The organism is Yersinia intermedia (assembly GCF_900635455.1).
In the GTDB taxonomy this organism is placed as follows: Bacteria; Pseudomonadota; Gammaproteobacteria; order Enterobacterales; family Enterobacteriaceae; genus Yersinia; species Yersinia intermedia.
The window spans coordinates 2,065,849-2,091,950 of the sequence record NZ_LR134116.1 but is presented as its reverse complement, the minus strand read 5'-3'; the positions used below and the strand labels follow the sequence as shown (position 1 = coordinate 2,091,950).

Below are 26,102 nucleotides of genomic sequence, written 5' to 3'. Positions count from 1 at the left end.
TGAAGATGTAGTTTATTTTCTACATCTATTCTGTATGACATTTGAAAACCCACACTCACCAGCCATTAATTATAATAGTTAAATGGCCCGCCGAGTTAAATTTAACCTGTATTTATTGATAAAATTCAGTTCTGATATTGGCAGTCAGATTAAGTCCTATTACTATTTCGTTGAATTGTTTTAACTCCACACAGGCTATTGTTTACTCTTATCCTAACGATTGGTATATGTTTTAGCGGAACGGTAATAAATATCAAGCAAGCTACCACCAGCCCGATCCCTACCCACCCCATAATAGGCAGCCTTTCTCCCACTATAATTACTGCCAATATGGCTGCAACCACTGGCTCAATAAGGGTGATCGTCGTGGCCATACTTGCTGTTATTCGTGCCAGCCCATATCCATAGCAAATATAGCCAATAAACATCGGGACCAAAGCCATATAAATACCTACCGCAGCATTACTCCATGATGCTAATAGCGGCGCGCCAGTAACAAAAAGCACCGGCATTAGCAACATACCGCCAAGACCAAAAATCGCCCCCATAGCTGTTTTAGAAGGAAGGCCTTGTTGCATCATGCGGCGAGCAGCCCACGAATACAGCGCATAAGTAAAACCAGCGAGAAGACCGAGAATAACACCGAACATGACATTGGATGACTGGACTAAGGTGTCGTGGCCGGTACTTTCAGCCATACTGAGCAATATCATACCCGCAACACCAAGGATGGCCCCTAACATCCAGCGAACCGTCAGTTTCTGCCCCTCCAATCCATACTCAATAAAAGCAGATAACAAGGGGGCCGACCCGATGGAGATTACAGTGCCGACCGTAACACCCGCTAAATGCATAGAGGCATAGAACGCCAGTGGATAAATGGCAACGGCGCTGCCCCCTATCAGCAGTAAACGCCACTGTTGAAATAGTTTATCGATGTATCTGGTGATACTCCCAGCGGCTATCATCGCCTGGAGTAGCCCCCCAAAACCCATCGCAACAGCGCCTATGGCAACGGCGCTGACCGCAGGAGCAAATGTTGCCGCTGTTCCGGTTGTTCCCCACAGTATGGCAGCAATCAACACCCCCACCATGCCCAGCATGCGCTCTTTCTGAGTAACCGTCATAGCGACTCCATCATGTCGGCGGTCATTGCCATTGCTTGACGAACGCATTCACCATTACCTTCCAAACCCGCGCGGGACATACTCCCCTCAAGTAAAAATGAAAAGTGCCTGGCCATCCGTATGGCACGTTGCTTATCACCAGAGAGAAGCACACAAAGATGTTCAGTCAAAATCGACTCTACCTGCTCTTTGTGCCCGCGCACTGCCTGCCTACCCGGTGCCCCAGCGGGCAGTTCAGCCGCAGCATTGAGTAGCCCGCACCCTCTGAATCCACGTTCATAGGCAAATTCAGCATGGTCTGCATAAGCAAGAAAAACAGCCATCACGCTCTCTTTCGGACTCGCCGCTTGTTGCAAACGATTAGCGTACAGTGCGAGCCACTCTTCATGGCGAATCTGTAAATAAGTCGCAACAAGCTCTGCTTTGGACGCAAAATTGTTGTAGAGGCTTTTCTTGGCAACACCAGCCCTTTTAACAATGGCATCAATACCGGTTGCCGCAATTCCATCGTTATAGAACAACACCCTTGCAGCACTCAGCAGCCGATCTCGGGCACTTTCTGATAATTCGCGTGAGGACATGGCAAACTTCTTCCTGCTTTGATTGGATGTAGGTATACCAGTCTACCTACTATTATTGCGGCGTCAATATAAGCAAAAAAGGAATGCTCTATATTAAATGCTGAAAACTAATACCGTACCCAGCCATAACGTCAGGTTTGGCCGGAAATGAGGGAAAGGACTGATGATGGGTTTCACGTCGAATGTTTCATCACATAAAACTCGGCCACCGCCGAGTTTACATGCTCAAGTACAGAGACTGATGATAATGATGTGAACTTAGCGCCCTTTTTTCTTACGCCCAGGCTGGGCAAAGCGCTTGCGGGGAGCCGAATTACTGTCGGACTTTTCGGGTTTTTTCACCCCATTAACTCTCGGTTTTTTATCTGCAACAGACTTAGCTTGTACTTTTTTCACCGGTTTTTCATCTGATGATGAGTTTTCAATCAGCTTAAATAATTCGATTAGCTCATCATCAGTCAAATCTCGCCACTCGCCCATTGGCAACCCTTTCAGGGTGACGTTCATGATGCGAGTGCGTTCAAGTTTGGTGACTTCATAGCCAAAGTGTTTGCACATCCGGCGAATTTGGCGATTTAAGCCCTGCACCAGCGTGATATTAAACACAAAGGTCGCGACTTTACTCACTTTGCATTTTTTAGTCACCGTACCCATCATCGGCACACCAGCACCCAGGCCGAGAATAAACTCTTCAGTCACCGGTTTGTTGACCGTCACCAAGTATTCTTTTTCGTGATCATTCCCTGCTCGCAGGATCTTGTTGACCAAATCGCCGTGATTTGTCAGAAAAATCAACCCCTGTGAGTCTTTATCCAAACGCCCGATGGGGAATACACGTTTGCTGTGATTAACGAAATCAACGATGTTATCGCTTTCACCCTCTTCCGTGGTGCTAATAATACCAACCGGTTTATTCAACGCGATCAGCACCAAGTCATTTTCGTTACGAGGTTCAATAAGCTGACCATTAACTTTGACTACATCCCCAGAATATACCTGATCGCCAACAGCAGCACGCTTGCCGTTAATAAAAACATGCCCTTGTTCGATGTAACGATCGGCATCGCGACGAGAGCAGATGCCGCTCTCGCCAATATATTTGTTAAGACGGGTGGATGAGTTGGTCAGCATAATTCTTCCGTAAAAATAAGACGATACCACGTTAGGCTACAGAGCCAGCAGAGTAGCTTAACAGAGATAAAGCAGAGTCATAGCGACATTATTTCTGCTAGCGTGTATTTATCGCGTTTTTGGCTTGCCATTCTTATGCCACTAAACGATGCGTTCTTCAACAAGTGACCGCTCATGATCACGATAAAATGCCTATATATCTCTATATCGTCTGTTTTTTTAACGGCCTTTACCGCTGTGAAGTGTAAAAAAGGGTAAACAAGCTTACATCATGGCTCTTAGCCTTTAGGCTAATATTTTTTAGACTTAAGCAGGAAGCGTAATGCAACAACGAATAAGTCAATGGTTGGAAAGATTGGGATTGGAATTCAGCGATTTGATGTCACTGACAATGGTTATTGGGCTTATTTTATTAATTTCTGTTGTCATCCATCTGATACTACACCGCGTGGTATTGGCATCCCTCCAACGTAACACTCAACAATCGAAACACCTCTGGCAACGGGTTGTCACCCAACACAAACTTTTTCAGCGCATGGCATTATTGCTGCAAGGGATTATCATCAATCTTCAGGCAGTTCTGTGGTTACAAAACGATAGCCAAGCGCAGGTGATTATCGCGACAGCCGCGCAAGTGTGGATCATGGTCTTCGGACTACTAGCCCTATTTTCATTGCTTGATACGTTGCTCGCACTGCTACGCCAAAATTCAATCGCTCATCAACTACCTTTGCGTGGTATTTTTCAAGGGTTAAAGCTAATCGCAGCGATATTTATCGGTATCATGATTGTTTCACTGTTGATGGGGCGATCCCCCTTATTGTTGCTAAGTGGCTTGGGTGCCATGACGGCAATACTGATGTTAGTTTTCAAAGACCCAATTCTAGGCTTGGTAGCCGGTATTCAGCTCTCAGCCAATAATATGCTAAATGTAGGCGACTGGTTGGAAATGCCAAAATACGGTGCGGACGGTGCCGTGATAGACATTGGTTTGACCACAGTAAAAGTCAGAAACTGGGACAATACCGTCACTACTATTCCAACTTACGCACTGATTTCCGACTCTTTCAAAAACTGGCGCTCGATGTCTGAATCCGGCGGGAGGCGTATCAAACGCTGCATAAATATTGATACCACCAGCGTGCATTTTCTCTCAGAGAAAGAACAACAAAACCTTAATCGCCATCCATCGTTACAACGTTACCTTAACGAAAAATCTCAGGAACTGAATCAGTATAATCAGCAAATTGCTCTCGATCTGAGTTCGCCGCTAAATGGCCGACGTCTAACTAATCTTGGTACGCTACGCGCTTATTTAACAGGATATTTACGCGATCATCCTGGTATTCATAAATCAATGACGCTAATGGTGCGCCAACTGGCCCCCACTCCAGAGGGCCTGCCCTTGGAGATTTACGCATTTACCAATACGACTGTCTGGGCAGAATATGAAGGTATTCAGTCAGATATTTTTGATCATATCTTTGCCATCGCAAGTGAGTTTGATCTGCGTATCCACCAAACGCCAAGTAGCTACGATATGCGTAATATGCTAACACTCGCAACTCCCTCAAATAGTTAGGATTCAACATTATTAACTGTGTTGTTAACTACGCGAGTGACACCAAAGATTTACTGCAAAAAAGCCGCCAATGCAGGTTCATCATCGAAAGGCTGAGTCCAGTAAGGACTCAGCAGCTACGCCGTATCCTATTGTTCCTCGCTGCCTGGTCAAGCGCTATGGTGTAGAAATTGTTCGCCGCTGTGACCCATTAAGATAAAGACTTATTAGGGGATGATTGATTTTGGCAGGGTGCTATAAAAAAGCCTATATTGATAGCGCAGCCCCATAGTTGAATTACTTGCAAATATGTAGGCACTTTCATGCGATAATAAGTAAATTACATGGACAAAAGGAAAATTGCCCCATGGACACCGGATTTATCCTGTTCTGGATTTACGTAGTTGGCGTTATTGTCTCTACTTTCATCATCTTCCCCCTCACGCGTGATCAGAGCTTATTAGTCAGGTGGTTATCTGCATCTCTTATCGGTATAACCTGGCCCTTGAGCCTCCCGGTTGCCTTACTTCTCTCAATGTTTTGATCAAGATGCAGCCTGAAATGTTTGTCCTAAAATGACCCTGAGCCATTGTTCACAAGGGTACTCTGATTATCATCGTCCGATGATAACGCCCCCTACTATTCTGACGGACTTTACTCGCTAAAATCGCACACGTAGGGCGGATACGTTTACGCGCGGATCGAATATCAAAGTTCCCCCTGGCAATCATATGACCTTTCGCTTGATGCGCTATGCCATCGCGGCCATACGACGCCAACAGGGCTAACGCCCCGGTGAATTCAGCCTAAAAATTATACAGTGGAAATCGGAACCAATTGTAGTCTGCAATCTAACATCTGGAATTTCTTGATACCGGATTCACACCGATACAATTTAGATGTTCACCATATAATGTCATTTCAAGATAGTGGCTATAATATTATAAGAGGTAATAAAACAAATAGGAGGATGTATGTATCACTCTATTCTAGTCCCCATAGACATCTCAGATCCTGAGTTTACCCAGCAGGTCATTGCCCACGTTGAAACACAATCAAATCTGACTGATGTCGCTCACGTTCATTTCCTAACGGTTATTCCGACATTTCCCTATTACGCTTCTCTTGGGTTAGCTTATGCGGGAGAGGCTCCCGACCAGGAACAGATTAAAAATGAAGCGCTAGCAAAATTATCTGAAATCATTGATAAATTTAATATACCGAAAGACAGGATAAAAAAACATATAGCTTCTGGCTCCCCCAAAGATGAGATACTCAGGCTTGCTAATGACATTAAAGCCGACTTGATTGTCATCGCGTCACACCAGCCAGGCATAATGACTTATCTACTGGGCTCGAATGCCGCGGCGATAGTCCGCCACGCCGAATGCTCAGTTCTTGTCGTTCGTTAAACCTGGCATAATGTGTTCCCTCCCAAACCCTGCTGAAATCGCAGGGTATTGGATAGGACCGACTTAAAAATCCCCCAGTACAAATTCATCCCTGATAGAGATAATTAATCATGGCATCAAGGCCAAAACGATATGATGCCGTCTTACCTAAAAATCGGGCATATCAGCGATATTACAAATCTTATTACTGGCGAAATCCACTTACTGAAAAAGAGATTCCTCTGTGACAAATCACCCGTAGAGATGCCATATCCCAAGCTATTCAGGCTCACAATATATTGAATCAAACTTTCAGCCAGTAGTCCTACTTGAACGACTGCCAGTTCTGCCCCAACTCCTGCGGCTAAAGCGTTATTCAGCGCTATTAAAGCATCGCGAGCTGGCTGAGAACACCATGAAAATGAGAGTCCTGCAAATCGGATATATTAACCAAGAATTTGAAGATAAGCCGCTCAAGGCCGTTACCACCAAGCATATCGCTGATTTTATTAACACCTATGTCGATAGCGGTAAAAGTTCAATGGCAGTAAATCTACGTTCTGTTTTGTCTGATGTTTTTCGCGAAGCAATAGCTGATGGTTTAATTAGCAGCAATCCAGTGGAAGCAACACGCACGCCATCACCAAAAGTTAAGCGGGAGCGACTTGACTATGCCGCCTTTTGCAAAATTTATGAGGCTGCTGGCCAACAACGGAACTGGGTTCAACTCAGCCTGGCTCTGGCACTGATTACCGGCCAACGCCGTGACGATGTGCGGCAATTAAAAAGAAGCGATGTTCATGACGGCAAACTTTGGATAGTCCAGAGTAAAACCAAGATGCAGATTGCGATATCGCTATCATTACGGCTGGAAATAATGAAGACCACGGTTGGGGAAATTATAGAAAAGTGCCTGAATAACAGCAAAAGTGAATATCTCATTTGCTCGTCCAGTAGAAAATCAGGCCGGGAGCTAGGTGCATTAAATGCGGACTCACTCACCAAAGCATTTGTTAAAGCATTGAAAGCAACGGATCTGGTTTATGACATATCCCCTCCCAGCTTTCACGAGATCCGCAGCCTGGCATCGCGGTTGTATGAAGCGGAATACGGTAAGGAATTTGCACAGAAATTGCTTGGACATAAATCGATGAAAATGACGAATGTATACCTGGATTCACGTAAAAATGAGTGGGTTGAGATTTAGGCCGAGTATAGGATTTCGGGGAAATTTCGGGGGATTTCGGGAGAGCCAAAAAAAAACCCTTAAAATCAACAAATTAAAAAAAGACCGAATACGATTCCTATATTCGGTCTAGGGAAATGGCTCTTGGGACAGAGCCGTGCGCTAAAAGTTGGCATTAATTAACGTAGGCTTATTCAGCCGTACTCCTTAAGCGTAGTCGAGTACATGTGTTTAGCCAACTTGGCAATGGAACTAATTAATTACGGTTGTAAACTAATCTGAAGGGTGAAAACCCAAACGGGTAGCAAAGAAGGTAACCATTTGAAAAATAAAGGCTAGTATCAGTGCATCTCACAACCCCAAGTTTATTTTTGACACAGTGACATTGCGCGCTGCTGGAAAGGTTCCAAACTCATCTTCTGACCGGGCTTGTCACTGTCGTCTAGCAACAAAACATCTAGCGGTTTCGCTAAAACATAACCAGACTTCATCTGATCAGTTGCAATATCATTTAGGGGATATTGCGCTAACGTACTCGGGTTAATAACAAACAAAGCGTTACCCGTGCGGCATTCCAGCATCACTTCTTCCCGATTAAATGCCCATTGCTTGCCAAATTCAAACTTACTGACAGTCACTATCTTCCCGGCAGCAATAGCGTTAACGGATAGCATCAGCAACGATAACGTCAGCACAAAACCTTTCATCTAGATTATCCTCAATTAACTGATTGCTTAGATTTTCTCGCATCCCAAGGGATCGATGCAAGCTTGGAAGCAATATCTGTTGTTTATAGTCTTATTCTATATCGGAGCCATAGTCGCAAAAATACTGACTAATAGTAATACCGCCGCGCCAAGGATAATTTCGACATAACTATTTATGACAAGCCAATAGTGAGCCTTAGCAGGTAATTGTCTGAGCAGTGGCACGATGATATAGCGATTAATCAGCGCAACAATAATCATAAACATCACCAATATCACTTTGCAGAGCAGAAGTATCTGATAGGTAGATGTCAGCGTCAGCGCGGTATCGCCCAGTATAATAATGCTGTTAATAACACCACTCGCCAGTATCAATGCTACGGCCAAATGTCCCCAGCTTGAGAATCGAATCAGCGTAGTGATGGCTTCATGTTTAACATCATTATTGTGAGCATAAGCAAGGCAAATCAGAAGTGCCGGTAGGCAACCCAACCAATAACCCGCACTGAGCAGATGTATGATTTGATTGGTTTGGTGAATCCATCCCACTAGCCCAGCATGCATCGCCGCATGCCCGGTAAAAGCAAGGCTCGCGAGTAACAGCGTTGAGCAACCTGCAATCAGCCGGTAGTTGCTACGGGTTGAACCCAGCAACACTATCCACATAATCAAAATGGATAAGCCAAGATGCCATTGCCACACCTGACCGAAACGAGTACCAAATACCGACCACCAAACGGTCATTCTGTAGGTATCAGCCCAACCATTCCCCATCATTCCTGCCTGAACGGCTAAAAGCCCGACAGCAGAGATAAGCCCCAGGGAAGTACTGAAGATAAGTAGCGGGGACAGACGGTTTTTCAGTATTAAAGAGAATCGATCTGGTGCTAACAAGGCGGTGAATATACTGATGCCGAACATCAGCATCACCGCCCAAAAATGCAAGAAGCGACACAGAACGAATAGAGTCGCCAGAGACATATTATTTCACTGTGAAGCTGTATGTGCCTTTGGTTTTATGACCATCAACAGACACGACATGCCATGAAACGTTATATTTCCCAGCAGTTAATGCATGGTCAATCGGCAGAATCAGCTGTGTATTATTCACCGGGTCCAATGTTAACGCACCGGTTTTCACTATATTGTTATCTGGACCAGTCACTTTCACACCACTGAAGTTTAGCTCGATACCTTCAGAGAACCCCAGCGTCAGTGCTTCTGGCGCTGAACCGATAGTAGTATCGGCAGCCGGTGACTCTATCTTCAGGTGTGCGTGAGCCAGAGCTTGCTGACTGGATAACCCAACAAACAACACAATAAGCGCCGAAAGCATGCGGCAAGAAGAACGTACTTTGCGAATAAACATAGTATCCCTTAATCAATGGGGGTGAAGAATCAATCTGCTACCAACCATATCCTATATTGGCAGCGCGAACCCCTATCACTTCCAGTCAATTGCACTACCTGTGAGATAGCACACAAAACAAAACGCCAAATTCTGAGTGGCGATTGAAATATCACCAATAATTGAGCAGCAATTCAACTCACTGCCATGTCGGTAGTGCAAATGATAACGATTTGAATATGGCAAGTCGAGAAACCATAGCCAAACAGCATGTAATTAGCACGAAAACAACAAGATGAAGGAAAGTGGTACAGATAAGCTTGCGAGGAAATAACAGAAACCGCAGTTTTTGGTTCCGTTGATCGGGAATCAAAAACTGCGGAAAACACACTAGTAATACAAATTAAGCCTAAATATGGCTTTGAGCTGCCATTGTCTTCAGATCTTTATCAACGAAGAACAATGAATTACCGCTGTTACCCACCAGCGCCAGCTTATCAAGAATGGATTTGAACAGTTTTTCTTCTTCATGTTGCTCAGCTACATACCATTGCAGGAAATTGAAGGTGGAATAATCGTGATTTTCCATTGCTGCATGAGCCAGTTCATTAATTTGAGTAGTAATAAGCTGCTCATGTTCGTAAGTCAGTTTGAATACATCTGCCAGAGAAGCAAAATCAATTGGTGGTGCGGTGATGGTACCCAAGACCGGCATAGAGCCTGTCCCGCTGAGGTATTCGAACAAACGCTGCATATGTTGCATCTCTTCTTGAGAATGCAATTTTAAGAATGCCGCAGCACCTTCAAAACCTTTATCGCTACACCAGGCACTCATCTGCAAGTAAAGATTCGCAGAGTAAAACTCCAGGTTCAGTTGCTCATTGAGCTTTTGAGCCATTTCGGTTTTTAACATAATAATTCCCTTATTTTTATAATGCAGGTAAGTAACGATTATCTTGGTGTATTATGCCAAGATAAAAACAAAATAAGAACACTCTATTCACAATAATATTGTGACAAAGATAAAATAATTCAACACATTGATTTTATTGTATAAATAAAATCCGATAGGCACTGAATTAATTATTATAAAAATCATTAATATTGCAAACTAAATACTAAAAGGAATGATTCTTATTTTAATTTCCACCAGATATAATTACTGCTCACACTGGATACTGATATTATGCCAAGCAAATAGCTCATTAATGTGCTGGTTCGATCACATTAGCGGCTTGCCAATACCCATTGTCTGCATTACCTTTTGCCCCATAACCTCCCACGGCCCAAGAAGGAGAAAACTATGGGATATAATCTGACGGAGCTTTCTGAAGAAGAAACAGCAAAAATGAATGTTGACCTAGCCGCTTCAGGCGTAGCATTTAAAGAGCGCTACAATATGCCGGTGATTGCAGAAATGATCGCCAGAGAACAGCCTGATGAGCTGCGTGAGTACTTTTTGCAACGCTTGGCTCACTACCGTACTGAATCAATTAAATTCTCACGTTTACCGTATGAACCTAAGATAAAATAAGCAACAAAAAGCTCCCGCAGGTATCAAGTTGCGGGAGTGTGCGAATAAAACAGTTATGGCTTACGAGCAAATCTATCTGTAGCCAGAATCAACTGGTGCAAAATGCCCGGTTCATCAAAGGAATGACCAGCACCTTCGACAATATGTAATTCAGCCTCTGGCCAGGCTTGCGCTAAGTCCCACGCATTCTGTGGCTGGCAAGCCATATCATATCGGCCATGAATAATAACTGCTGGGATATGGCGAATACGAGTCACGTTATCCAACAGTTGGTTATCACTGTCCAAAAAACCTAAATGAGTGAAATAGTGATTTTCAATACGAGCAAAGGCCAGAGCAAAATCATCCTCTCCAAAGGATGCCGAGCTTTTGGCCGGTAATAAAGTAACGGTTTCACCTTCCCATAAACTCCAAATCTTGGCAGCCTCCAGTTGCACAGCCTTGTCAGGTGAAGTCAGTCGCTTACGGTAAGCGGCGGTAACATCCCCCTGCTCTTCTGGTGATAAAATGGAGAGTATACGTTGCCATTTCTCTGGGAAAAAACGTGAAGCGCCATCCTGATAGTACCAATGCAATTCTTTTTTGCGCAGCGTGAAAATACCACGTAGCACCATTTCACTGACCCGATCGGGGTGCGTTTCACCATAAGCCAGTGCGAGTGTTGAGCCCCATGACCCACCAAATACCAGCCATTTATCTATACCCGCCATTTGGCGTAGCCGTTCAATATCATCAACCAAATGCCAGGTTGTATTGTTGTCCAAACTGGCATGGGGTTTTGAGCGGCCACATCCACGTTGATCAAACAGCAGCACTTTATATTTTTTGGGGTTGAATAGTTGCCGGTGATAAGGCGCAATACCACCTCCAGGGCCACCATGTATAAACACGGCGGGTTTACCTTCTGGGTTACCACAAAGTTCCCAATAAATCTGATGCCCGTCGCCGGTGTCTAATAAACCACTGTCGTAGGGTTCATATGCGGGATAAAGCCCACGTAATTGTTCCATTATTTTTCCATGTTTGTTATTAGACATTAAAGTTATCAAAGCCTATACAGCACGCAGGGTCAACGATAAAACATCACATTTACATCAATCAGCCAATTAATTACTCCAACTGGTGATAATTACGCCATATCTCAATAGATTATCCGCCGTTATATCGCGAGATGGTACGATTTAAACGGTAACTATATAGATTAAGATTTAATAATGCTGTTGTTAAACAATACATTAACGGCATCGATGCTTTATCTCCTTGCAACTTACCCTCATAAGGTGGTTAATAGGTGGGCGTACCAACCTAACCGAAGGTAAAGAGAGGCAAGCCATGAGTAAGGGAATGGACAGCAAAAAGAACGCGAAGAAAAAGCCACTAAAAACTCCGGCTGAGAAAAAAGCTGAGAAACGCGCTAAGAAGTCATCTTCTACCAGCGCAGAATAAACGGGCTTTTCGTCTCGTCAGTCAACCCGCCATATTAGGCGGGTTTTTTGTTGCTATTATTTAGCAATAGTCGGTGGGAGATAAAAATGTATTTTCGTATTATCGATACCGAAACCTGCGGTTTAGCCGGTGGTATTGTTGAGGTCGCTTCGATTGACCTGGTTGATGGGGCATTAGCTAACCCGATGAGTGATTTGATTAGCCCAGACCGGCCAATCAGTATTGATGCAATGGTGATTCATCATATCACTGAAGAAATGGTAGAAGGCAAACCACGGATTGCGGTTGCGATTAGAAGATATCAAGGCAGCCCATATTATGTTGCCCATAATGCGCCTTTTGATCGTGGAGTATTACCGGAGATGGGTGGCCAATGGATTTGCACCCTCAAGCTAGCCAGAATGCTCTATCCTGACATCAAACACAGTAATCAATATCTGCGTTACGCCTTGAGACTGAATGTTTCAGTACCGGATAATCTATACCCGCACCGTGCTTTATACGATTGTTATGTCACGGCCGCGTTATTACAGCGCATTATGCAAGACTCAGGTTGGAATGCCGAACAAATGGCCGAAATAACGCAGCAACCGCTGCTGTTACAGACATTTAAATTCGGAAAATATCGAGGCAAAAGTATTGAGCAAATAGCCCGGCAAGACCCAGATTATCTGCGCTGGATGTTAGCTTCAATATCTGATCTTACGCCAGATATGCGCTATACCCTAGCCCATTACCTGACGTAAGATCCCTGACTAGGTTAAGCCAGAGCCAGTATGAATGCGTATTCCAAAGCGATGTCTTCATACGCTTTGAAGCGCCCTGATTTACCGCCGTGACCTGAATCCATGTCGGTATAAAGCAGTAATTGGTGGTCATCTGTCTTCATTTCACGCAACTTGGCGACCCACTTTGCCGGTTCCCAGTATTGAACCTGTGAATCATGTAAGCCGGTAGTCACCAGCATGTGCGGGTAATCCTGAGCCTTGATCTGATCATAAGGGCTGTATTGCTTAATATAATCGTAATACGCCTTATCGTTCGGGTTGCCCCATTCGTCATACTCGCCAGTAGTAAGAGGTATCGATTCATCCAACATCGTGGTTACCACATCAACAAACGGCACCTGCGCCACAACACCTTTATATAACGCGGGTTCCTGATTGATGACCGCTCCCATCAATAAACCACCAGCACTGCCCCCCATGGCAAACACACGGTTAGCATCGCCATAGCCCTCGGTTATCAGCGTTTTGGTGACATCGATAAAGTCGTTGAATGTATTTAATTTATTGAGCAATTTACCATCTTCATACCATTGCTGGCCCAACTCCCCACCGCCCCGAATATGTGCCAGAGCAAAGACAAAACCGCGATCCAATAGGCTTAATCGGCTACCACTGAATGCAGGATCCATACTGCTGCCATATGAACCATAACCATAAACCAACAGTGGATTATTACCTGAAACAAAATGGTCACGGTGATAAACCAATGAAACCGGCACTTTTACGCCATCGGTTGCAGTGACCCATATGCGTTCGCTGCGATACTTTTCCGGGGTGAAGTTCTTCACTTCCTGCTGCTTAAGCAACTCGCGTGCGCCGGTATCCATATTAAGTTCAAACATTGAACTTGGTGTGGTCATCGAGGAGTAGCCATAGCGCAACAATTCTGTTTCTGGTTCTGGGTTATATGCCAGCCAGGTAACGTAGGTAGGATCATCAAAAGTAATGAATTTCTCTTCGGCAGTGGTCCAGTGAATTTGCCGTAAAAGCGTCAACCCGCCACTGCGCTCTTCTACTACCAACCAATCACGGAATAAGCTGAACCCCTCCAACATAACATCTGTTTTTGGTGCAATTAATGGTACCCACTGAGATTCATCGGCAAAATCACTTTGTTCTTTACCTGCCTCAGCGATTTGGTACAAACCAAAATTCTTACCATCTTTATTCGAGCGTAAATAAAAATGTTGCTTATAGTGGTCCAAACCGTATTCATGGTCTTTACGACGTGGTGCGAACATCTGTGGTAGTGGTTCAGGCTTATCAGCATCCAGTAACAATACTTCAGATGTTGTGGTACTGCTCAGATGGATAACAATGAAACGTTCAGACGTGGTTTTTTCTAAACTCACGTAAAATGTATCGTCAGTTTCCTGATAGATAAGTTGGTCCAACTGAGGATCGGTTCCTACTACATGGCGATACACTTGATAAGGCAGTAATGTTTTTTCATGTTTGCGCACGTAATAGAGCGTTTTCGAATCATTGGCCCATTCAAAGTTACCTGAGGTATTGCTGATAACCTCCTCGTGCCAAACATCACTCTGTAAATGTTTTACCCGAATATCATATTGGCGACGCGATAAGAAATCCTCTGTAACTGCCAATAGATGATTATCCGGGCTAACATCTAACCCGCCCAAGGTATAAAACTCACTATCTGCCGCTCGTTGGTTGCCATCCAGTAACGTCTCCCAACTGCTATCAGCCCAAACGGGTTGACGCACATAAATAGCATATTCATTACCCGGCTCAAAACGCGTTTGGTAGCGATAGCCGTTGCGAATATAGGGAACGGATTCTTCTTGTGGCGGGACGCGGGAAACCATCTCTTGATACAGGGTTTCACGCAAGGTTTGTTGCGGTTGTAACACCGCGTTAGTGAAGTCATTTTCAGCTTGCAAATAGTTCAGAACATCAGCGTCAGTACGCTCATCATCACGCAGCCAATAATAATCATCTACACGGGTATCACCGTGCATAGTTATTGGATAAGGGCGTTTATTCGCCTTTGGAGGTATGGTCATTATTTGAATTATCCATCTGTGTTCGTTACCGCGAGAGTGACACGATTACCTGTGGATGCCAAGTATCAGCATATGCTTATAATTTAGCGAAGGGGATCTAATTAAATGATAAATATAATTATAAAAGATACCCGAGAGAGTTTTGACTTGGAGGGATAAGCAGGTGCCTGATACGTTGCCTCAAACACCTGATTGGTAGCGATTAGCTTTACGCTGACGTTATTCCACTCATAACTATTTAGGGCCATTATAGGTAATGGTGCCAGCTTTGCAGTCAAGTAACACTTGATAGGTTTTGTCGCCCTTGTTGCCACGAACAGTCATTGGCACCTGCCACACATCATCTTTGCCTGTAATGTCTACCGCGCTAATCCAAACGATCGGCTTATCAGTGCCTAATTGTTTCTTATCCGCTTCCCAGCGTGTAATTCTGTTTTGCAGAAAGTCTCGCTTAACCTGCGTTGCTACCTGAGATTGATTTAAACCGGAGCAAGCAGGTAATTTCGCGACTCGTGGCTCTTGGGCCTGTACACCCACAGTGATACCGGCCAATGCCGTAACCAATACCAAGGCTAATCCTGTCTTTCTCATCATTCCTCCAAATATTATTATTTCTATCCTTGGTAGGAACGATGATTGAAAGGTAGGTTACAGAGTGAACAGCGTTGCAGGGTAATAATGGTAACGCCGTTTAATTAACACCGCGTAAATTCAATCACATAAAACTGTTCCAGCCCAGGATAGATCTCCTTAATCACCTTTTTCAGCTCATCCAATGACATATTTTCTTGCTCAGCGTGACGGTCAGACAGTGCCTCCAGAGTGATTGGCGTGACTGATTTGACCATAATGTGGCAGAAGAATACGCCATCTTCATTGCGACATACGCGCAGGGTTTCCCCTGGGCGGAAATCGGATTCACTGCTATCCCGGATGGTGATCGTCTTACGATCTGCCAGGATATCCGCCTCAAATCGGCGAAAGAAGGTGATTTCACGATTCATTTTAGATCCCTTTTTCACTTTCTGCTGAAAGTTGGCAAATTAAGCCGCTTGATTTTCTTCAGATTTGTTTTTTTTCTCTGGCACATTCTTTTCCGCTTTCAGTTTTGCTTGCCCATCGACAGGAGTCGCAGGGTTAGCACCACGAAGAATTTGCCCTAAAGCATCTTTATTTTCTGCCAGGAAGAAACTCAGCGCCTCACGTTGATCTTCTTCAAGGGTTAAGGGAGCCAATGACAGCCACTCAGACAAATTGTCAGCCAAATCCAGCATTTTATCGTAGGCATCGGCTTCTTTTTTGGTTGTGAATGTCATTTTTTCCTCACCCTGTCTCACTACGACGAATTTTATTTCAACGGCCATTGTTGTATGTCCTTTTCATTTCTTTCACGCCCACAAGCAACTGTATATGCATACAGTATAATGCGAGTTATCGGGAGGATGCAACCGTCATCGCCCCCTCGTGTCATTATTTCAATAAACGGGATTTGCAGTTTTTGCCTTTAATCTTGCCTTGTTGTAATTGCTGTAAGGCACGTTTGGCACTGGCTTTACGGATGGCAACATAGGCATGAACCGGGAACATATCAATCTTACCGACATCAGCGGCGGTCAGACCGGCTTCACCGGTTAAAGCACCCAGAATATCACCTGGGCGAATTTTTGCTTTGCGCCCACCATCAATGCATAACGTGACCATTTCTGGCTCCAGCATCGCATTAGCACTGCGGCTCACCGGTTCTGCCGGGGTCCATTTCAGTTTTATTTGCAGATAATCTTCAATGGCATGAGCACGGGACATCTCTTGTGGTGTACACAAGCTAACCGCCAGACCACTCATCCCTGCCCGACCAGTACGACCAATACGGTGCACATGAACCTCTGGGTCAAAGGCCAGCTCAAAGTTAACTACCAGCGCCAGATCTTTAATATCCAAGCCTCGGGCCGCGACATCGGTTGCTACCAGCACACGACAACTGCGGTTGGCAAAACGCACCAGCACTTGATCACGGTCACGTTGTTCTAAGTCACCGTGTAAAGCCAACACACTGATTCCACGAGATTCCAATGCTTCATAGACGCTCTGGCAATCTTTCTTGGTGTTACAGAAAACCACACAAGAACTCGGCTGATAGTGACTGAGGACTGATATCAACAACGGCAAACGTTTTTCGCGAGTGGTTTCAAAGAACACCTGCTCAATAGCGGGTACTTCATCGCCATCATCAACTTCAACATTGATTGGTTGGCGCTGGACTCGGGCACTGATTCGTTCAATGCCGACCGGATAGGTGGCCGAGAACAGCAGAGTTTGGCGCTGTGGCGGAGTATAGGCAATGACATCGTCGATGGCATCGGTAAAGCCCATATCCAGCATGCGATCAGCCTCATCCAATACCAGAATCTTAAGATCGTCCAGTACCAGTGTTTTCTTGCGCAAATGCTCTTGAATACGCCCCGGCGTGCCCACAACAATGTGTGGCGCATGCACCAGTGAATCCAATTGATGCCCCATCGGTTGGCCACCGCATAAGGTCAGTATTTTAATGTTTTGCGTGAAACGGGCCAAGCGGCGCAACTCTTTGCTGACCTGATCAGCCAATTCACGGGTCGGGCACAGTACCAATGCTTGGGTAACAAACTCCCCGACCGCAATTTTATCTAGTAAACCAATACCGAATGCCGCAGTTTTTCCACTGCCGGTTTTGGCTTTCGCACGGACATCCTGCCCGTTGAGGATTGCCGGTAAAGCCGCAGCCTGTACCGGTGTCATCTCGGTATAGCCAAGTTCATTAAGATTGGACAACTGCTCAGTAGGCAGCGCCAGGGAAGAAAAGGAAGTTGTGCTCACGGCAGTAACTCTTATAACTGGATGGAATGGCAGCGATGGCCTGAAGGCAAGCGCAAGATTTTGGCGCGATAATACCAGAAATGAGTCCATTGCCGGAATTAAACCGTAAAAACAGTCCAAAAACGCAATGCGCTGCGCATATATCGATATCGCCTCACAGCCATCCGTTAGATACGCAATCGTTTTCGTTGCTATTTTGCCGTATACTAATGCCCGTAAAATTGATCGTACAACAAATTAATGTGCAACTCTCCCACTGATGTAGGTACCTAACTATGCTGACTATTGGAACCGCTCTGCGCCCAAGCGCTACCCGTGTCATGTTGCTTGGCTCTGGCGAGTTGGGTAAAGAAGTGGCTATCGAATGCCAAAGACTGGGGCTGGAAGTGATTGCCGTTGACCGCTATGCAGATGCCCCCGCCATGCATGTTGCCCATCGCAGCCATGTCATCAATATGTTGGACGGCTTGGCGCTGAAACAGTTGGTCGAACAGGAAAAACCGCACTATATCGTGCCGGAAATAGAAGCTATTGCCACCGACATGTTGGTTGAGCTAGAGAAAATGGGCCAACGGGTCGTGCCTTGCGCAGAGGCAACACGGCTGACGATGAACCGTGAAGGTATTCGCCGTTTAGCGGCAGAAACCCTGCAATTGCCAACCTCTAGTTACCGTTTCGCCGACACTGATAGCGCATTCCGCCAGGCCGTCAGTGAAGTGGGTTATCCCTGTATCGTTAAGCCAGTAATGAGTTCTTCCGGTAAAGGCCAAAGTCTGATCCGCAATGCAGGTCAACTTAAAACTGCCTGGGATTATGCCCAACAAGGTGGCCGCGCCGGCGGTGGTCGAGTAATTGTCGAAGGCTTGGTCCGTTTTGATTTTGAAATTACCCTGCTGACAATCAATGCTGTTGATGGCATTCATTTCTGTGCGCCTATTGGTCACCGTCAAGAAGATGGTGATTACCGCGAGTCCTGGCAGCCACAGGCGATGAGTGAGACCGCATTGGCGCGCGCAAAAGAGATCGCTTCTCAGGTGGTGAACGCTCTCGGCGGTTATGGTTTATTTGGTGTGGAATTATTTGTTTGCGGTGATGAGGTTATTTTCAGTGAAGTATCACCGCGCCCGCACGATACCGGTATGGTAACGTTAATTTCGCAGAATATGTCTGAGTTCGCATTACATGTCCGGGCATTTCTTGGCCTCCCGATTGGCACTATTCGCCAATATGGCGCGGCCGCTTCAGCGGTTATTTTACCTGAATTGACTAGCCAGAATATTGCTTACCATGGCTTAGAAGTAGCTTTGGCTGGCGATACGCAGATTCGCTTATTTGGTAAACCTGACATTGCTGGTAAACGGCGCCTGGGGGTAGCATTGGCAGTCGCTGATGATATCACCACCGCCGTCAACGTGGCGAAACGAGCCGCAGGGGCTGTCGTGGTCAGTGGGTAACCGCCAGTCCGTTCATCTGGTTATCCCATAAAAAAACCCGCCAATTAACGGCGGGTTTAATATTTTTAATTAAGCGTGATGAATGGGTTACCCCTCATACGGGTCTTCAATCTCATCCGCATCTTGCTCGTTATCACGACGATAATCAGACTCATCATGATCATCAAAATCAGTATCTTCAAAGATAGCCATGGCTTGTGGATCATCTTGGTGCCGCTCACGAATCTCTGCGGCCACCAATGCAATCGCTTCACCACTGCTCATACCTTCCGACATGAATTTGTGAATACGTTCGACAGCTTCTTGCTGTTCCTCATGGGAAAGTGAAGGCATACCCGCTAGCATTGATTTATCTCCAACATATAATTGATTAAGTATACCTGTTTATTCAGGTCTGCGGTGAATTGACTGCCCCATACGACCCGCCAGCCAATTTATGTTAATCTTCCCGACGGCCCGTTGCGAACGCATCATCACGCCACCCAAATATGTCTATCCGAAAGAAAAGAATAGTGACTCATGAGTGTGAAATCCCTGACCATCAAAGCCTTGCCTTATCAGCCAGACGCCCTGCTCCGACAATTTGCCCCACTTGCCAATCAAAGCTGGGCAATGCTGCTGCATTCGGGATTCGCAGAACATGCCCATAATCGTTTTGACATATTGGTCGCTGACCCACAGGTAACACTCACCACCCGAGGCGAGCAAACGGAGATAATCAGCGCGCAAGGCCGAGTCTGCTCCCCGGCAGATCCCTTCTCTTTATTACAGCAGCAGCTCGATAAATTCGCCTTACCAATGCCATCACACCCTGACCTGCCATTTCTGGGGGGCGCATTGGGGGTATTTGGTTATGATCTGGGCCGCCGGGTTGAGACATTGCCTGCACTGGCCGAGCAAGATATCGCATTACCGGATATGGCGGTCGGCTTGTATGACTGGGCGCTGATTGCGGACCATCATCTGCAAAAGCTAACGCTGGTGTGCCACGGGGATGCAGAGCAACGCCTATTGTGGTTACAGCAACAAAAAATGCCTGAAGTTGCGCGGCCATTTACGCTGACCAGCCCTTGGCAGGCCAATATGTCGCGGGAGGAATATGGCGAAAAATTCCGCCAGATTCAAGAATACCTGCACAGTGGTGACTGTTATCAAATTAATCTGGCACAAAGATTCAGCGCTAAATATCAAGGTGATGAATGGCAAGCCTTTCTGTCGTTGAGCCGCAGCAATCGCGCACCGTTTTCGGCCTTTATCCGCTTGCCACAAAACGCCATATTGAGTGTCTCGCCGGAGCGTTTTTTATGGTTGGAAAACCATCAGATTCAGACCCGCCCCATCAAGGGCACACTACCACGTTTGGACCATCCTGAGCAGGACCGCTTGCAGGCTGAACGGTTGGCTAACTCACCGAAAGATCGGGCAGAGAACTTGATGATAGTGGATCTGCTACGCAACGATATTGGCCGTGTGGCGCAACCGGGTAGCATGCGGGTGCCTGAGTTGTTTGTCGTTGAGCCTTTCCCAGCGGTACATCATTTGGTGAGTACCATTACCGCGACCCTACCTGCTGAATGCCCAGCGACTACGCTGCTCCGAGCCTGCTTCCCCGGTGGCTCAATAACCGGAGCACCGAAGATTCGTGCCATGGAGATCATTGAGCAACTGGAGCCACACCGACGGAATGCCTATTGCGGCAACATTGGCTATATTAGTTGCTGTGGCACGATGGACACCAATATCACTATTCGCACGCTGTTGACCGAGAACGGAAAAATCTATTGTTCTGCCGGTGGAGGAATTGTGGCTGATAGCCAGGAACAGGCAGAATATCAGGAAACATTTGATAAAATCGCCCGCATCTTACCGCAACTGGAAAATACTGGGTTTGTTGAGCATATATAGTTGGTTGAAAATATACAGTGGTTGAAAATACATAACTTATAAGCGAGTCATTCTGTGAGTGAATTATTTATCGGGCACACTTTGTCTGAATTTATCAGCCGGTTTCAACTGCAACTGCCCCAAGCAGGCAGCTTTACGGCCAATAGCCACCATGCCGCCGTTTTAATCCCGATAATTTGTCGGCCTGAGCCAACGTTGCTACTGACCCGGCGCTCTAGTCATCTGCGTAAACATGCCGGTCAGGTCGCCTTCCCCGGAGGCAAAGCAGACCGGGAAGACAGTTCACTGATTGATACAGCACTGCGTGAAGCGCAAGAAGAGGTCGCAATCCCTGCTTCGGCTGTACATGTCCTCGGGCAACTGGCGCCATTAGACAGTTCCAGTGGTTATCAGGTTACCCCTATTGTCGGATTGATCCCTGCAAATATTGCCTTTCATGCCAATGAAGAAGAGGTGGCTGGGCTGTTTGAAATGCCCTTACATGAGGCGCTTAGCCTTTCACGCTACTATTCACTGGATATCCATCGTGGCGGTGTCAATCACCGGGTCTATCTTTCTTGGTATGAGCGCCAGTTTGTCTGGGGATTAACGGCGGCGATTATCCGGCGGTTGGCGCAACAGGTGAGTATTTAACCTAAAGCCATAAATCCAACATGGATAATGAGTGACACGCTTCACAGCGTTGCGGCTAAAAAAGCTGAATTACAGCATAAAGCGATCCCTATCACCCCATCACATCGATTTTTACTCTATTTTCCCTGCACAACCATTTTAAAAAAACTGTAAACTGGCCTGTCAGCGTTATGAAATATCTGTGAAATGACATTCATCACTATAAACCACTAAAAATGTAAGGTTAAAACCTGATAGTGAGCGCCACTGATGTCATCCTAAGCTGCTAGCGACTTAGTGCATGGGTGGTAATACCGGACGATGCCGTATGTAGTTAATTTAATACGGTTTTTATAAAGCGGAGAGCGTTTTATAACCTTAAATTGACCGTGATATGTAACTGTTGCTGCATTAAATTGATGTGGCTAACACCAGTAGGACCCAAATTAACAAGGGTCTGTGATGGCAAGACTTCATGTATAAGTATTTATCATGCGAAGTTATCTGCTGCTATCCACAGAACTCTTATACTTAATATAGATATTCTCAGTGACATTCATGTGCACTGAGAATAACAAAATGCGTTGTTAAGGAGTTATAGCGTGATTAGCGTTTTTGACATGTTTAAGATTGGTATCGGTCCATCCAGCTCTCATACTGTTGGGCCAATGAAAGCCGGCAAGGAGTTTGCTGATTTGCTGGTGACTCAGGGCCTGATGCCAACTGTCACGCGTGTTGCCGTTGATGTTTACGGCTCACTATCATTGACAGGGAAAGGTCATCACACCGATATCGCCATTATTATGGGGTTAGCAGGCAATATGCCTGACACCGTGGATATCGACAGCATCCCAGCCTTTATCCGTGATGTGGAATTACGCCAGAAATTGATGCTCGCCAATGGGTTGCATGAAGTCGATTTCCCACGGGAAGGCGGAATGGTGTTCCGCAGCGATAATCTGCCACTGCACGAAAATGGCATGCAAATCCACGCCTTCGCCGGTGATGAGAAAGTACTGAGCAAAACCTATTATTCAATCGGTGGTGGTTTCATCGTTGATGAAGAGCATTTCGGTAAAGCTGCGGTAAATGCTGTCAGCGTGCCCTATCCATTTAATTCTGCTGAAGAAATCCTGGCAAACTGCGAGCAAACCGGTATGTCTATCTCCGGTATGGTGATGCAGAATGAATTGGCGATGCACAGCAAAGAAGAGATTGAAGCCTATTTCACGGCTATCTGGCAGACCATGCGAGCCTGTATTGATCGCGGTCTGAACACCGAGGGCGTATTACCTGGTCCTCTGCGTGTGCCGCGCCGCGCCTCCGCATTGCGCCGTCTGCTAGTCTCTTCCGATAAGCTGTCCAGTGATCCAATGAACGTGATTGATTGGGTCAATATGTTTGCACTGGCGGTTAATGAAGAAAATGCGGCAGGCGGGCGTGTTGTTACCGCGCCAACCAACGGCGCTTGCGGTATCGTCCCCGCAGTTTTGGCCTATTACGACCACTTTATTGAGCCAGTTACCCCGGAAATCTTTATCCGCTATTTCCTGTCATCAGGTGCTGTGGGCATTTTGTACAAGATGAATGCCTCCATTTCGGGTGCTGAAGTAGGTTGTCAAGGTGAAGTGGGCGTTGCTTGCTCAATGGCAGCCGCAGGTCTGGCTGAATTACTGGGTGCCAGCCCAGTACAAGTCTGTATCGCTGCTGAAATTGGCATGGAACACAATCTGGGGCTGACCTGTGATCCGGTTGCCGGTCAGGTCCAAGTGCCTTGTATTGAACGTAATGCCATTGCATCAGTAAAAGCGATTAACTCTGCACGCATGGCGATGCGCCGCACCAGCGAGCCACGCGTCTCACTCGATAAAGTGATCGAAACCATGTTTGAGACCGGTAAAGATATGAATGCTAAATACCGCGAAACATCCCGTGGTGGTCTGGCTATCAAAGTGCAATGTAATTAATTTCGTTTATAAGTAATAGCGTGATCAATAAGGGGAGCCGAAGCTCCCCTTTTCTTTGATGGTAAATGCTGTAATTACCGCACTGTGGGCAAAGATTTAAAACCTACGCCGTTACGATCTGAACGGCGTGTTGGCCCAGGCACTTCAGCAATCTGATAATTACCGGTTTTACTCTTCCAGTTCGTTATTCAGTTTGGTGATTCGCACTAATTCGATACGGTAATCTGAAACTTCCATAATCTCAAAACGCAGGTTATGCAGTTCAACCACATCTCCTGCGGTTGGCATATGGCCTGAGTGAGACAGCAGCATACCGGCGAGTGAAGCGTAATCAGCGGTCGGGCTTACCAGTTCCTGACAGTCCAGAGCCTGTTCCAGCGAGTGTAAATCCGCCCCCCCTTTCACCAACCAACCATCACCGTCAGTGATAATGTCAGGGGTTTCATCTTCATCCGGGAACTCACCAGCAATCGCTTCCAGCACGTCAAGAGGTGTTACCAGCCCCTGAACGACACCAAACTCGTCGTTCACCACCACTAAGCGACCTTTTGCTTTGCGTAATACTCCCAGCAGATTAATCACGTCCATAGTATCTGGCACCACAATCGGTGGTGTCGTCGCCGCAAACTCACAAATGGAATCACCTCGCTCGATGGCAACTAACAGATCTTTGGCTCGCACCACACCGATTATCTGATCCAACGAATCACGACAAACCGGGAACAAACTGTGTGGCGTATCTAATAGTTGCTCGCGGATCTCCTCTTGTGAGCGATTACAATCGACCCAGGATATCTCAGTACGAGGTGTCATCACGCTACGCATTGAGCGGGATGCCAATGTCAGCACACCACTTATCATATAGCGCTCTTCTTCAGCAAATGCTTCGGTTGGAGCCACCTGCTGCGGGTTACCATTTTGTGGCTCCTGCTGTTGACGCCCCCCCATCAAACGGATGATCGCTTCAGCCGTGCGCTGACGCCTTGGCAAACGTGACTCATGCTTAATGAAGTTACGGCGCGCAATCTGGTTAAACAGCTCAATCAGAATAGAGAAGCCAATGGCTGCGTACAGATAGCCTTTCGGAATGTGGAAACCAAAGCCTTCAGCAATCAGGCTCAGGCCAATCATCAACAAGAAGCTCAGGCACAGCACCACCACCGTAGGGTGGGCGTTCACAAACCGGGTCAGTGTTTTCGATGCCAACAACATCACGCCCATGGCAATGACAACCGCAGTCATCATAATCGCCAAGTCGTTAACCATCCCCACGGCAGTAATAACGGCATCCAGTGAGAAGACGGCATCCAGCACCACAATCTGCGCCACTACCGCCCAGAAACTGGCATAGCCTCGATTGGCACTGTCATCGTGCTGGTTACCCTCCAGCCGTTCATGCAGCTCGGTGGTGGCTTTAAATAGCAAAAATAGCCCCCCCACCAGCAAAATCAAATCTCGCCCTGAGAAACTAAAACTGCCGACACTAAACAGTGGTGTCGTCAGCGTAACCATCCAAGAAATGACCGACAGCAGCCCCAGGCGCATGATCAGCGCAAGTGACAAGCCGATGATACGTGCTTTGTCTCTTTGTTTAGGCGGCAGCTTATCGGCCAGAATGGCAATGAATACCAGGTTATCAATACCCAGAACAATTTCTAGCACCACCAGTGTAAATAACCCTGCCCAGATTGAGGGGTCCATTAGAAATTCCATGTCAGACTCCGAAAATAAGAACACGATTTAGATGATGAACGCACCGCAACAGGTACAGCAAAGCGCCGTAACACGGTTGTCAGTATAGATACGTAGAAAGATTGGGTGAGATTATACGCAGCAAGCGTGCGTGATTGAGTAACCAGATTTAAACCCACTGGTTGGGTATTAACGCTAAAGAAACAGTAACTTCGGTGACAGTCCATAGGGAGAGCTGAGGCCCTTAACTCCTGACAATTAATAGAGCCGTTAACTTTATCAGGATTTTTTTTATCAGCATAGTGAGATTTATTATCTGGCCCACGATAAACCGTCATCTAATGGCGTTAATACTCATCATCAGCCCAATTCTATTTTTCTATACCTGAAATTTATCCTAAGCTAAAAAATGGCTATGCATCATTTTTTATACCGATTACGCAAGTAGTTAACACAAAAACGCTGATATGGAGCGAGTAGCCTAATCGAATACATCAATATCGCTTATATAGTTGCTGATTAATCGTTCAAGTAGGCTAAATCATTCATAACATGTCCGAATAAATGAACAGCGTCACATAATTTATTTTTTCACTGACTAAAATAAATCACATCCAACAACATTACGTGGTCTACCTGAATCGATTCATTTGTGTTGCGAATAAATCATCAGCAGTACGCTGATATTGTGACTATCATAATAGATTCAATGTATACCGAAGTGCTGTGGGTGATTACTGGGTTGTCTGTTACGTGTTAGGACTCAATTCTGAGTTAACAAAGGGGGTAGCG

The 26,102-nt window shown here is 46.0% G+C and carries 25 protein-coding genes; 10 read left to right on the top strand and 15 right to left on the bottom strand.

Annotated elements, in window-relative coordinates; all coding sequences use genetic code 11:
• Window positions 1-149 precede the first annotated feature (149 nt).
• The 3 genes from EL015_RS09520 to rluF form a co-directional block, all read right to left on the bottom strand.
• Window positions 150-1,127 (bottom strand): DMT family transporter, encoded by a 978-nt coding sequence (locus tag EL015_RS09520; RefSeq protein WP_050413733.1) that lies wholly within the window; start codon window positions 1,125-1,127, stop codon window positions 150-152.
• Window positions 1,124-1,708, bottom strand: a complete 585-nt coding sequence (locus tag EL015_RS09515) for a TetR/AcrR family transcriptional regulator (protein WP_005182988.1) — start codon at window positions 1,706-1,708, stop codon at window positions 1,124-1,126. The genes EL015_RS09520 and EL015_RS09515 overlap by 4 nt, the downstream gene beginning before the upstream one ends.
• 258 nt (window positions 1,709-1,966) lie before the next feature.
• On the bottom strand, window positions 1,967-2,839 hold the full coding sequence (gene rluF / locus EL015_RS09510) for a 23S rRNA pseudouridine(2604) synthase RluF (protein ID WP_005182990.1): 873 nt from the start codon (window positions 2,837-2,839) through the stop codon (window positions 1,967-1,969).
• 322 nt (window positions 2,840-3,161) lie between these two features.
• Between rluF and EL015_RS09505 the strand changes: the two genes are divergently transcribed.
• From EL015_RS09505 to EL015_RS09490, 4 genes are all read left to right on the top strand, one after another.
• Window positions 3,162-4,421 (top strand): mechanosensitive ion channel family protein, encoded by a 1,260-nt coding sequence (locus tag EL015_RS09505; RefSeq protein ID WP_005182999.1) that lies wholly within the window; start codon window positions 3,162-3,164, stop codon window positions 4,419-4,421.
• Between the two features lie 346 nt (window positions 4,422-4,767).
• Window positions 4,768-4,944 (top strand): GhoT/OrtT family toxin, encoded by a 177-nt coding sequence (locus EL015_RS09500; RefSeq protein ID WP_032905817.1) that lies wholly within the window; start codon window positions 4,768-4,770, stop codon window positions 4,942-4,944.
• Window positions 4,945-5,374: 430 nt separating this feature from the next.
• Window positions 5,375-5,812: a universal stress protein UspF gene (gene uspF / locus EL015_RS09495; protein WP_005183002.1), complete on the top strand. Its 438-nt coding sequence runs from the start codon at window positions 5,375-5,377 to the stop codon at window positions 5,810-5,812.
• A 394-nt stretch (window positions 5,813-6,206) separates the two neighbouring features.
• Window positions 6,207-6,998, top strand: coding sequence for a tyrosine-type recombinase/integrase (locus tag EL015_RS09490; protein ID WP_005183004.1), 792 nt, complete (start codon window positions 6,207-6,209; stop codon window positions 6,996-6,998).
• Window positions 6,999-7,342: 344 nt separating this feature from the next.
• Here the strand turns inward: EL015_RS09490 and EL015_RS09485 are convergent, their stop codons facing one another.
• From EL015_RS09485 to ftnA, 4 genes are all read right to left on the bottom strand, one after another.
• Window positions 7,343-7,684, bottom strand: a complete 342-nt coding sequence (locus tag EL015_RS09485) for a YebY family protein (RefSeq protein ID WP_005183006.1) — start codon at window positions 7,682-7,684, stop codon at window positions 7,343-7,345.
• A 96-nt stretch (window positions 7,685-7,780) separates the two neighbouring features.
• Window positions 7,781-8,665, bottom strand: a complete 885-nt coding sequence (gene copD / locus EL015_RS09480) for a copper homeostasis membrane protein CopD (protein ID WP_005183008.1) — start codon at window positions 8,663-8,665, stop codon at window positions 7,781-7,783.
• A gap of 1 nt (window position 8,666) precedes the next feature.
• The gene (yobA, locus tag EL015_RS09475) at window positions 8,667-9,053 is read right to left on the bottom strand and encodes a CopC domain-containing protein YobA (protein ID WP_005183010.1); all 387 of its coding nucleotides are present in this window, start codon (window positions 9,051-9,053) and stop codon (window positions 8,667-8,669) included.
• A 388-nt stretch (window positions 9,054-9,441) separates the two neighbouring features.
• On the bottom strand, window positions 9,442-9,945 hold the full coding sequence (gene ftnA, locus EL015_RS09470; protein ID WP_005183013.1) for a non-heme ferritin: 504 nt from the start codon (window positions 9,943-9,945) through the stop codon (window positions 9,442-9,444).
• A 390-nt stretch (window positions 9,946-10,335) separates the two neighbouring features.
• On the opposite strand from ftnA, the gene EL015_RS09465 reads away from it, so the two are divergent.
• A complete protein-coding gene (locus EL015_RS09465) occupies window positions 10,336-10,566 on the top strand; it encodes a DNA polymerase III subunit theta (protein WP_005183015.1) in 231 nt (76 codons plus the stop codon).
• 53 nt (window positions 10,567-10,619) lie between these two features.
• Here EL015_RS09465 and pip read toward each other — a convergent pair whose 3' ends face one another.
• Complete coding sequence (pip, locus tag EL015_RS09460; protein WP_032905818.1) at window positions 10,620-11,576, bottom strand: prolyl aminopeptidase; 957 nt, start codon at window positions 11,574-11,576, stop codon at window positions 10,620-10,622.
• A gap of 522 nt (window positions 11,577-12,098) precedes the next feature.
• Between pip and exoX the strand changes: the two genes are divergently transcribed.
• Window positions 12,099-12,758 (top strand): exodeoxyribonuclease X, encoded by a 660-nt coding sequence (exoX, locus tag EL015_RS09455; RefSeq protein ID WP_005183018.1) that lies wholly within the window; start codon window positions 12,099-12,101, stop codon window positions 12,756-12,758.
• Window positions 12,759-12,772: 14 nt separating this feature from the next.
• Here the strand turns inward: exoX and EL015_RS09450 are convergent, their stop codons facing one another.
• From EL015_RS09450 to dbpA, 5 genes are all read right to left on the bottom strand, one after another.
• Window positions 12,773-14,827, bottom strand: a complete 2,055-nt coding sequence (locus EL015_RS09450) for a S9 family peptidase (protein WP_032905821.1) — start codon at window positions 14,825-14,827, stop codon at window positions 12,773-12,775.
• A gap of 234 nt (window positions 14,828-15,061) precedes the next feature.
• Window positions 15,062-15,418 carry a protein YebF gene (yebF, locus tag EL015_RS09445; RefSeq protein WP_032905822.1) on the bottom strand — a complete coding sequence of 119 codons (357 nt, stop codon included), beginning with the start codon at window positions 15,416-15,418 and terminating at the stop codon, window positions 15,062-15,064.
• Between the two features lie 104 nt (window positions 15,419-15,522).
• On the bottom strand, window positions 15,523-15,831 hold the full coding sequence (yqfB, locus tag EL015_RS09440; RefSeq protein WP_005183023.1) for a N(4)-acetylcytidine aminohydrolase: 309 nt from the start codon (window positions 15,829-15,831) through the stop codon (window positions 15,523-15,525).
• Window positions 15,832-15,870: 39 nt separating this feature from the next.
• The gene (locus tag EL015_RS09435) at window positions 15,871-16,191 is read right to left on the bottom strand and encodes a YebG family protein (RefSeq protein ID WP_032905823.1); all 321 of its coding nucleotides are present in this window, start codon (window positions 16,189-16,191) and stop codon (window positions 15,871-15,873) included.
• Window positions 16,192-16,297: 106 nt separating this feature from the next.
• Window positions 16,298-17,680, bottom strand: coding sequence for an ATP-dependent RNA helicase DbpA (gene dbpA / locus EL015_RS09430; RefSeq protein WP_005183025.1), 1,383 nt, complete (start codon window positions 17,678-17,680; stop codon window positions 16,298-16,300).
• A gap of 275 nt (window positions 17,681-17,955) precedes the next feature.
• Between dbpA and purT the strand changes: the two genes are divergently transcribed.
• Window positions 17,956-19,134 (top strand): formate-dependent phosphoribosylglycinamide formyltransferase, encoded by a 1,179-nt coding sequence (gene purT, locus EL015_RS09425; RefSeq protein WP_005183026.1) that lies wholly within the window; start codon window positions 17,956-17,958, stop codon window positions 19,132-19,134.
• An 87-nt stretch (window positions 19,135-19,221) separates the two neighbouring features.
• Here the strand turns inward: purT and EL015_RS09420 are convergent, their stop codons facing one another.
• Window positions 19,222-19,479 (bottom strand): YoaH family protein, encoded by a 258-nt coding sequence (locus EL015_RS09420; RefSeq protein WP_005183031.1) that lies wholly within the window; start codon window positions 19,477-19,479, stop codon window positions 19,222-19,224.
• A gap of 174 nt (window positions 19,480-19,653) precedes the next feature.
• On the opposite strand from EL015_RS09420, the gene pabB reads away from it, so the two are divergent.
• The 3 genes from pabB to EL015_RS09405 all read left to right on the top strand — a co-directional run bounded on the left by pabB (window position 19,654) and on the right by EL015_RS09405 (window position 23,618).
• Entirely contained in the window at window positions 19,654-21,039 is a 1,386-nt protein-coding gene (gene pabB / locus EL015_RS09415) for an aminodeoxychorismate synthase component 1 (RefSeq protein ID WP_005183033.1), read from the top strand.
• A 54-nt stretch (window positions 21,040-21,093) separates the two neighbouring features.
• The gene (locus EL015_RS09410; RefSeq protein WP_005183034.1) at window positions 21,094-21,672 is read left to right on the top strand and encodes a CoA pyrophosphatase; all 579 of its coding nucleotides are present in this window, start codon (window positions 21,094-21,096) and stop codon (window positions 21,670-21,672) included.
• Window positions 21,673-22,253: 581 nt separating this feature from the next.
• Window positions 22,254-23,618 (top strand): L-serine ammonia-lyase, encoded by a 1,365-nt coding sequence (locus tag EL015_RS09405; protein WP_032905824.1) that lies wholly within the window; start codon window positions 22,254-22,256, stop codon window positions 23,616-23,618.
• A 168-nt stretch (window positions 23,619-23,786) separates the two neighbouring features.
• Here EL015_RS09405 and EL015_RS09400 read toward each other — a convergent pair whose 3' ends face one another.
• A complete protein-coding gene (locus tag EL015_RS09400; protein ID WP_032905826.1) occupies window positions 23,787-25,331 on the bottom strand; it encodes a TerC family protein in 1,545 nt (514 codons plus the stop codon).
• Between the last annotated feature and the right edge of the window lie 771 nt (window positions 25,332-26,102).